The organism is Fodinicurvata fenggangensis DSM 21160, assembly GCF_000686045.1.
Taxonomy (GTDB): domain Bacteria; phylum Pseudomonadota; class Alphaproteobacteria; order Kiloniellales; family DSM-21159; genus Fodinicurvata; species Fodinicurvata fenggangensis.
Map to the genome: position 1 here is coordinate 1 of NZ_JMLV01000025.1, position 8,165 is coordinate 8,165.

Below are 8,165 nucleotides of genomic sequence, written 5' to 3' on the forward strand. Positions count from 1 at the left end.
CTGTTTTCTCGCACATTCTGGCACGCAACCAGTCAGATACCTCGCTGAGTTTACCCCGCCCGGGATTGCCCTGGCGCTTTGGCGCCAGCCCGCCCGTCTCGCGCTTGAGCTTGACCATGTCGTTGACGAACTTGATCGAAACCCGGAAATGCGCCGCCGCCCCACGGTGGGTATGACCCTCCTCGACAAACTCGACAACACGGCGGCGAAGCTCAAAGGGATGTGGCTTACCCATCTGTAACCCCCTATATCTGCCATACGCAGAGGGAATCACAGATCAATTCTCAGGGGAATCCCGAATCTGATCTACGCCGACACGCTCTAGCGTTACGTACGAAGAGCTTTACGGCTATGAAGGGAATCAACGTTGTATCGTACAACGCGTGTTGCAAGTACTTGGGGCGCCTCAAAATCAAGTTAATAATGCTATTTCCAATTATCTTACTCCAAATAAAAAATATAAATCCGACAATTACTACATAAAAACTGTGGAAAATTACCAAGAATTACGTCAGCGCTTCTATTGAATATTATTATATAAGATAGTTAATGAAATTTTGGAAGGTCATGTTTTTTAGTTAAGAATAGCTTTAGATGAATCAATCAGTGAGTTTAAAGAAAGGAGGAATCATTAACAAGAACAACATAAGTTCGCTGGACAATCTCATCGGCATTGATGATGGCGCATTCAGCACCATTTGGCCAAGATCGTGGTGCGGCGGCGTAAGGACTATCTTGAATATTTTCTGGGCACTGAAGGTTCCCAAAAAATTCTGTAAATTGTTAAAAGCGCCTGAAAATCAAGTCATACTGGCGGTCCCTTTTAAGTAGCTGAAGCGCTGTGGCCTATCGGGCGCCACGCCGTCAATCTAGGGGGCCTACCAAGGCTGGGTGGAGAGAGTTAAGGTGCTTTTCCGTAGGGGCAGTGTTGCATCATCCACTGGTACCACATTGTCTTCTCAAATATGCCAGCAGTGAGGGTGCGCGAGATCCGGCGAGGAAGCAAGGTAGTAGCAGCCTTTCTCGACGGCGAAAGCGCACCAACGTTAGTTTGGCAAGGTTAAGGCAAATTTCTGGGGCTTGGACTGCTATCTAGACATGAAACCCTGTTCCCCAGAATGAGGAGCAAACATCCTAACCGGACAGACTACCAGCCCAAAAGAACCAAAAATTCCGGATGCTACCTATGAATGGCCCCGAAACAACCACGAACGTTGATCTCTCCGTTATCGTTCCGATCTACAACACAGCCGATTACCTGGAAGAGTGTATCGAGTCCATCTTGAGGCAGAGCCTGGTTTCCTGGGAACTAATCCTGGTGGACGACGGCTCGACGGACGGCAGCCGGAAGATCGCGGAGCGCTATGCGCGCGCGCATGACGAGATCACGGTCCTGGCCCAGGAGCACAAGCGCCAGGGGGCGGCTCGTAACCTGGCCCTGCGTCATGCCCGGGGGCGGTACGTCACATTCCTTGATTCCGATGACACCGTGCCGGGGGACGCCTATCGCCAGATGGTGGAGGCCGCCGATCGTTACGACAGCGATATGGTGGTCGGAATACAGCAGTCCTTCAATGAAACACGCAGCTGGATCGGAGTGCCGGTTCACCAGCATGCCTTCGACCAGCTGATTCCCGCCACGGATATTTCCGGCATGCCGGCCCTTCTGGAGGATATCTCCGCCTGTAATCGGCTGCTTCGCCATAACCTGATAACCCGTAATGGCCTGGCCTTTCCCGAAGGCAGTGCCGGGGAGGACCTGGATTTCGTCGCACGGGCTTATCTGGCGAGCCGTTCGATCACGGTTCTGCCGGAGGTCATCTATAACTATCGGGGCCGCCCGGAGTCCAGAACCGGTCAGATCTCCGCCGAATTTTTCCGCGACAGGGTTGCCGTTGCGGAGGCCTTGGAGGCGCAATTCGATGCCAAAGAGGTGTCCGAGCTCTATCCCTGGCTGTTGCGTTCCGAAGTGCGGAAGCTGGTGGGAAACCGGTTCCTCAGGGTCATCGAGACCGCCCCCTACCCCGAGCAGATCCGAATCTTCGAGACGATCGCCCGCCTGGTCACGCGCCTTTCGGAGCCGGACCTGGATGCGCTGTCCGAAGCGGGCCTGCGACAGCAGATACGTGCGATCATGCTCTCCGAACGAGAATATGAGGCGCTGATCGCCTATGAGAATGCGCCGGGATCGCTACGCTTCCTGCCGCTTCTGAAATCGCCGGACACACGGGCGCGATTGCTTGAGCCCTTGCTGAAAGCAAGGCAGCAAAGGATCCCGAACGGGACCGGAGCAGGAAAGAGCTGGAAGCTGAGGAAACTTCCCAAGAGGCTATTGAAAAGCTTCGGGGAATGGAGGACTCGACTTGCCGGCGGGGATCGAAAGAAGGCAAACAACACCAAATACAGGCTTGCGCGTCCTGTGGCAAAGCTGGCGAATGCGTGGAGAGGGCGCAATATCTGGCTGATGGATGAACGCCTGTCCAAAAGCGCCGAGGACAATGCCTTTTTCCTGTTCAGATACCTGAGAACTCAAAGGCCGGATATCCCCGTCTATTACGTGTTGTGCCGCCAGTCCTCACATTGGAGTTCCGTCGGCCCCCTTGGAAATGTCATTCCTCAGTATTCCTGGAGGCATGCCTATTACCTCGCCCGTTCCGGGGTTCTTGTGTCAACGGACACCTTTCACAGCTTGGCCTATCCTGATGGCGCGCGCAAAAGGGCGGAGAAGAAAAGCGTGAACGTCTTCCTGCAACACGGGGTGTCCGGGAACAAGACCTTGAGTTACAGGAAGGAGGCTCATCGGTACTTCAATTTTGTCGTGGTTTCGAATGAGAGGGAAAGAGTCGTCTTCAACAAGGTGTACGGTTTTCCGAACGAGCAGATCAAACTGACGGGGTTGCCCCGTTTCGATGCGCTTCCTACGGTTCGGCCCTCACGACCGAGCCGAAAGCTGCTGGTCGCACCAACCTGGCGAAGCTGGATTCAAAGCGAAGCACAGGTCCGGACCAGCCGCTACCTGCACGAATGGAGCGAATTGATCCTCAGTGACACGCTGGAAAAGCTGCTTGAGACGCATGATTACCAGCTTTGGTTTCGTCCCCATTTCCGCATGATGCCCTATATTTCTGCCTTCGAAGCGAAGAGTTCACGTATTCACATTCTGCAGGACAAGAATACGCCCCTGCACAACCTGATCCACGAGGCCGATCTGTTGATCACCGATTATTCCAGTGTCATGTACGACTTTTTCTACCAGGAGAAGCCCGCATTGGCCTTCATGTTCGATCGCCTGGAATGGGAGACTCAGCCTCAGGGCCCTCCGCTTATCGATTTCGATCGGGACCTTGCCGGGGAAGTTGTGGATTGTAGAGAGCGCTTGCTTGAAAGACTTGCGTCATACCTTGAAAATGACTGCACGATGCGGGAAGAGCACAAGCTGCGGCTGGAACATCTCTTCGCTTTCCGGGACCACCAGAACTGCGAACGCGTTTTCAACGAGATTGTGAGCGATCTGGAGAAGCGCAGCATGGAACGCCGATGGGGAAAGTGATGCCCAATAAGTTCATTGTCACCGGCCTGGGGCGTTGCGGCTCCAACCTTCTCAAATTCGCCCTGAAGCAGAACCCTGAGCTTCACATGGTCGGCGAGTATTACAATACGAATGTCTACGGCGACATTGAGGAAGAAGATGGAGCCGCAAGAGCGAAGGCTTTCTTTGATGACCAGAATAACCGATACAAAGCTATCGGCTTCAAGATCTTCCTGCATCAGGGGCGCAAGGAAGGGCTATCGACTGTATGGGATTACCTGGCCCATCAAACGGAGATAAAGGTCATTCATCTCTACAGGGAGAATCTTTTCGAGCGCCAGATTTCCCTTCAGGTGGCAAGGAAAAGCGGTCAATGGATCGGTACCGACAAGGAAACAGAGGATATTACCTTTGCGAAATCTCCCAAGTGGTGGGAGAGAAAGCTCTCCAAGGATCTGGAAGATACAGCCCATATCGATTCCCTGTTTGCACAGCACCCCTTGTATCGGACCTCTTATGAAAGCCTTGTGGAAAACTGGGAAGAGGTAACGCGCGATATTCAGGAATTTATTGGTGTCTCTCCGATGCCCGTAAAGCAGAAAACGGCCAAGCAGGAGATCATGCCCGCTTCCGCAAGATGTAGGAACTACAATAAACTTGTCAGTTATTTCCACGGAACGGAGTTTGCGTGGATGTTTCCAAAGACTTGATCAAGTCTCTATTTTTTCCTGTCTTGCAGGTGGGATTTGAGTCGCTTCCCAATTCGCAATGGGAAGGTGAGATCCCACCAGAAGGAATCATAGACGGCCTGAATAATCTCATCGGGCAAATAGTAATCCCGATAATCCTCCGGTACTTGGCGCCGATCTATCCAGCCCTTTCTGTGCAGCCAGCGGCGTATCCCACGGGTTGCCTTCCAGGAACTCTTGTCTAGCAGGCGGTCAAGCTTGCGCTCGATGCGCCGCTCCGCATGACCCTGCCGGTACTGCCCAGGGTGCTGGGACGCGTCGGGGTTTTCGGAAAAGGCGCTCATGGTTTTTTGGGGCAACAGGTTGATCAGAAATGGCCAACTGCGCATCAGGTCCGAATAGCTGCTGTTCCCGTAAAGGCGAGAAAAGCGCTCTTCCGCTCGCGTCTCCCCATTGCCGGGGGCACCGGATCTTTGGTGGAGGTGGACCAGGAAGGGTTCGGACAACGTGATCAGGCTGTGGTTCAGCAGGTCTTCCGTCGTGTCAGTGCGTACGGACACATGCGCGTCATAAAAGCTGAAGTCGGGATCTTCCCGGATGGCTGAGAGGTAGCGCCGGTAATGGGCGCCGTCGCTGATCCGCTGTCCGCGCCCGATCTCTCGTTCCGCGAACTCGGGGAAGTCCGAGAGGAACTTGAAATGGAACAGGGCACCCGTGATATCGGCCAAGTATAGCGGCGTACAGTAGTGGCGAGAAGCCAAGTAGGCGAAATCTTCATGCCACTTGACCAGAGGGACCTGGGAGATCAAGGGAGCGCCTTCCTTCTTCTGCCAGAACCTGCGCGCACGGGGGCCACCGATAATCTGGAAATAGGGAAAGTCGGGATGGCTATTCAGGTGGAAACTCTCCGCACGATCCGTGTAGGGGCAGAGCTGGAAGAGAGACTCGCCTTCTGAATAGACGGCGTCTTTCATCGGACCCTTGCTGTAACGATCACATAGCAGGCAGAAGAGCCCCTGAAATCCGCGCTGGTCCAGATAGTCGGTCAGGGCTGGCAGGCTGAGCCATTCATAGTGCGGATAGGCCAGGAACTCGTCGGCATCGACGTAGAGGCACCAATCGCCCATGCCATACACTTGGCAAAGGTTGGTGATCCAGAGGCGGCCCGCCTGGCTGGCGCGAAAATCCTGGTCGGTCCAGAAGAGGTGCAAGTCCGGCTGGTTCAATAGGTACGCATGGGTGCCGTCATCGCTGTTGTTATCGATGATATAGAAATCCTCGACGCCCAGCCGGCGATAATAGGTCAGGAAATCCGGTAGGCGTCGGCGTTCGTTGAAGACATTCGCGACCAGCTTCAGGCTGCCTTTACGGTGCGGGTACGACGTTATCTCTTTCAGGGAAGGCAGCAACTGGGGGGTCATGAACGCGTCCGCATTGATCAGGCCTTGATGACAGTTTAATTACGCCAAGGCGCAGCCATTGGACAGCCCTGTTACCGAAAAGTCACAATGCTTGCAATGGAGTCTCGTTGGCGGCGGGCAGGACAGAAATACATCTTTTCGAGCCAGCGTCTCCTTGGCAATAGCTTGGCGCTATATCAGTAGTAGTAACCTTAAGTTGCGTCTTATTATATGCTTCAGTCTGATTATGTCATACTGTACTTACGAATCTCCTTGAATGAACAAAATGCGAGCACCCGATTCGTATGCCAGTGAAATTTAATACCTGCATCCTGCATATCGGAACAGAAAAGACTGGTACCACCACACTCCAGCACTGCATGAAGGCCAATTACCCGAAACTACTAGAGCACGGTTATCTCTTTCCATCATCGCTCGGTTTCGGGCAACATTCCTACATTGCCTTCTATGCCGCCGATGGAAACAGAAGGGTGCCTAGAAGCAATCCCGCGCTCAGGGAGAATATCAACGCCTACCGGAACGAGGTGACCCGGGAATTCGAGAAGGAAATCACTGCGATGCCCCAGGGTTTGGACCTGATTATCAGCAGTGAACGCTGTCAGAGCATCCTGCGCCACCCCTCCGAGATCGAACGCCTTGCGGGCTTCCTTGAGCGCTATTGCAATAAGGTAAGGGTTGTCGTTTATCTGCGGCCACAGCATGAATTGGCCATCAGTGCCTACACAACACAGTTGAGGCACGGTGTTACACGCTCAACAGTCCTGCCAAGACAGGCGCCGCCTTCTTTCGATTACGATGCCCTGCTTGATTTATGGGCAAATGTGTTCGGGAAAGAGAGAGTTATTCCGAGGCTATTCTTACCCGAGGCGTTGGAGGGAGGAGATATTTGTCAGGATTTCCTGACCATGCTTGATCTCGACATCAAGGAATTTGAGTTCCCCGAGCGGACGAACGAGAGCTTATCTGCCGAGGCGCAGATTTTTCTGCGCTACATGAACCAGCGCATCAAGACCCGTAAGAAGCTTTTTTCATTGCTCCATCGTTTCCGGCAAGGACGCGGCTTGCTACCCTCACGTACGGAAGCTGAAGGCTTTCTTGCCCAATTTTCCGAAAGCAATGAGCGCGTACGGCAAAAGTGGTTTCCTCAGCGTATCACGCTTTTCGATCCGGACTTCAACAAGTATCCCGATCAATCCCCAGACACAGACCTGAGTATGGACCAGGCCCTTGATATCTTTGCCGAGCTTTGGGAAACCACACAAGCAGAGATTGAAAGGCATAAAGCCGCTTCCAAGAAAATAAAGTGAGGGCTCCTTTAAGGGAAATTCTATTTTCCGATACCATGTTGAAATACCTAAATAAAATACATCACGAAATCCGAAGGTTTTGATACATTATCTCCCACCACCCATTACCTGCAACGACGATGGCTATGACAAGCATCATAGCGACATCGGTGCCGGGGCCTTCATCGGGTCCAACACAGCCTTGGTTGCGCCCGTGCGTATCGGGACGAACGCCATCGTGGGCGCCGGCTCGACCATAACAGGGGATGTCCCGGCTGACGCCCTTGGACTGACACGTGCGGAACAGACGGTGCGTCCCGATGCAGCCGCCCGCTTTCGGGCGCAGCGCAAGAACAGCAAGGAGACATCCTGATGTGCGGTATTATCGGCATCCTGGGCCAGAAAGCGGTCACGCCCCTGTTGATGGATGGACTGAAACGCCTGGAGTACCGCGGGTATGACTCGGCTGGCGTCGCCACGCTGCGCAACGGGCAGATCGACCGCCGGCGGGCCGAGGGAAAGATCGTCAACCTGGAAGCCGTGATCGACAGGGAGCCCCTCGAAGGAACAGTGGGCATCGGGCACACCCGCTGGGCGACCCACGGCCGTCCCACCGAAATGAATGCCCACCCCCATGCCAATGGCGAAGTGGCCGTGGTACACAACGGCATCATCGAGAACTTCCGCACGCTCAGGAAGGAGCTGGAGGCTGCCGGCCACAGCTTCGAGACCGAAACCGATACCGAAGTGATCGTTCATCTGATCACGGATTACCTGAAAAGCCAGATGAGCCCGGAAGACGCCGTGGCGGCGACCCTGAAGCGGCTGCATGGCGCCTTCGCGCTGGCCATCATCTTTGCCGGCCGGCACGACCTGATGATCGGGGCGCGGCGCGGCAGTCCCCTGGCGCTGGGGTATGGCAACGGAGAGCTCTACCTGGGCTCGGATTCTTTGGCCCTGGCACCCTTGACCGACCGGATTTGCTTCCTGGAGGAAGGGGACTGGGTTGTCCTGAAGGGGGATGAGGCCCGGATCTTCGACCAGGAGGATGCCCCGGTCGAGCGCCCGGTCACGCGCACCGTCATGTCCGGCGCCATGATCGGCAAGGGCTCCTATCGCCATTTCATGCAGAAGGAAATCTTCGAGCAGCCGGTTGTCATCGGTGACACGCTGCAAAGTTATGTCGACCCCTTGAGCCGCCGGGTCACCCTGCCGGATATGCCGTTCGATTTCGCGGATA

General features: G+C 54.5%; 7 protein-coding genes. 5 read left to right on the forward strand and 2 right to left on the reverse strand.

From position 1 onward, the window contains the following. Positions 1-235 (reverse strand): COG3415 family protein (locus BP38_RS22785; protein ID WP_211250394.1); only part of this gene is annotated, 235 nt, incomplete at its 3' end. A gap of 951 nt (positions 236-1,186) precedes the next feature. Between BP38_RS22785 and BP38_RS0117990 the strand changes: the two genes are divergently transcribed. Further along, positions 1,187-3,550 (forward strand): bifunctional glycosyltransferase/CDP-glycerol:glycerophosphate glycerophosphotransferase, encoded by a 2,364-nt coding sequence (locus BP38_RS0117990; RefSeq protein ID WP_026988859.1) that lies wholly within the window; start codon positions 1,187-1,189, stop codon positions 3,548-3,550. After that, a complete protein-coding gene (locus BP38_RS0117995) occupies positions 3,550-4,239 on the forward strand; it encodes a sulfotransferase family protein (RefSeq protein WP_155992508.1) in 690 nt (229 codons plus the stop codon). Before BP38_RS0117990 ends, BP38_RS0117995 begins: the two co-directional genes overlap by 1 nt. An 8-nt stretch (positions 4,240-4,247) precedes the next feature. Here BP38_RS0117995 and BP38_RS22010 read toward each other — a convergent pair whose 3' ends face one another. After that, complete coding sequence (locus BP38_RS22010; protein WP_051609537.1) at positions 4,248-5,639, reverse strand: glycosyltransferase family 2 protein; 1,392 nt, start codon at positions 5,637-5,639, stop codon at positions 4,248-4,250. 284 nt (positions 5,640-5,923) lie between these two features. On the opposite strand from BP38_RS22010, the gene BP38_RS0118005 reads away from it, so the two are divergent. The 3 genes from BP38_RS0118005 to BP38_RS0118015 form a co-directional block, all read left to right on the forward strand. Beyond that, positions 5,924-6,946, forward strand: a complete 1,023-nt coding sequence (locus BP38_RS0118005; protein WP_026988861.1) for a sulfotransferase family protein — start codon at positions 5,924-5,926, stop codon at positions 6,944-6,946. 79 nt (positions 6,947-7,025) lie between these two features. Then, positions 7,026-7,298, forward strand: a complete 273-nt coding sequence (locus BP38_RS0118010) for a DapH/DapD/GlmU-related protein (protein WP_026988862.1) — start codon at positions 7,026-7,028, stop codon at positions 7,296-7,298. Further along, the coding region (locus tag BP38_RS0118015) for a hypothetical protein (RefSeq protein WP_026988863.1) at positions 7,298-8,165 on the forward strand (868 nt) is incomplete at its 3' end. The genes BP38_RS0118010 and BP38_RS0118015, both read left to right, overlap by 1 nt.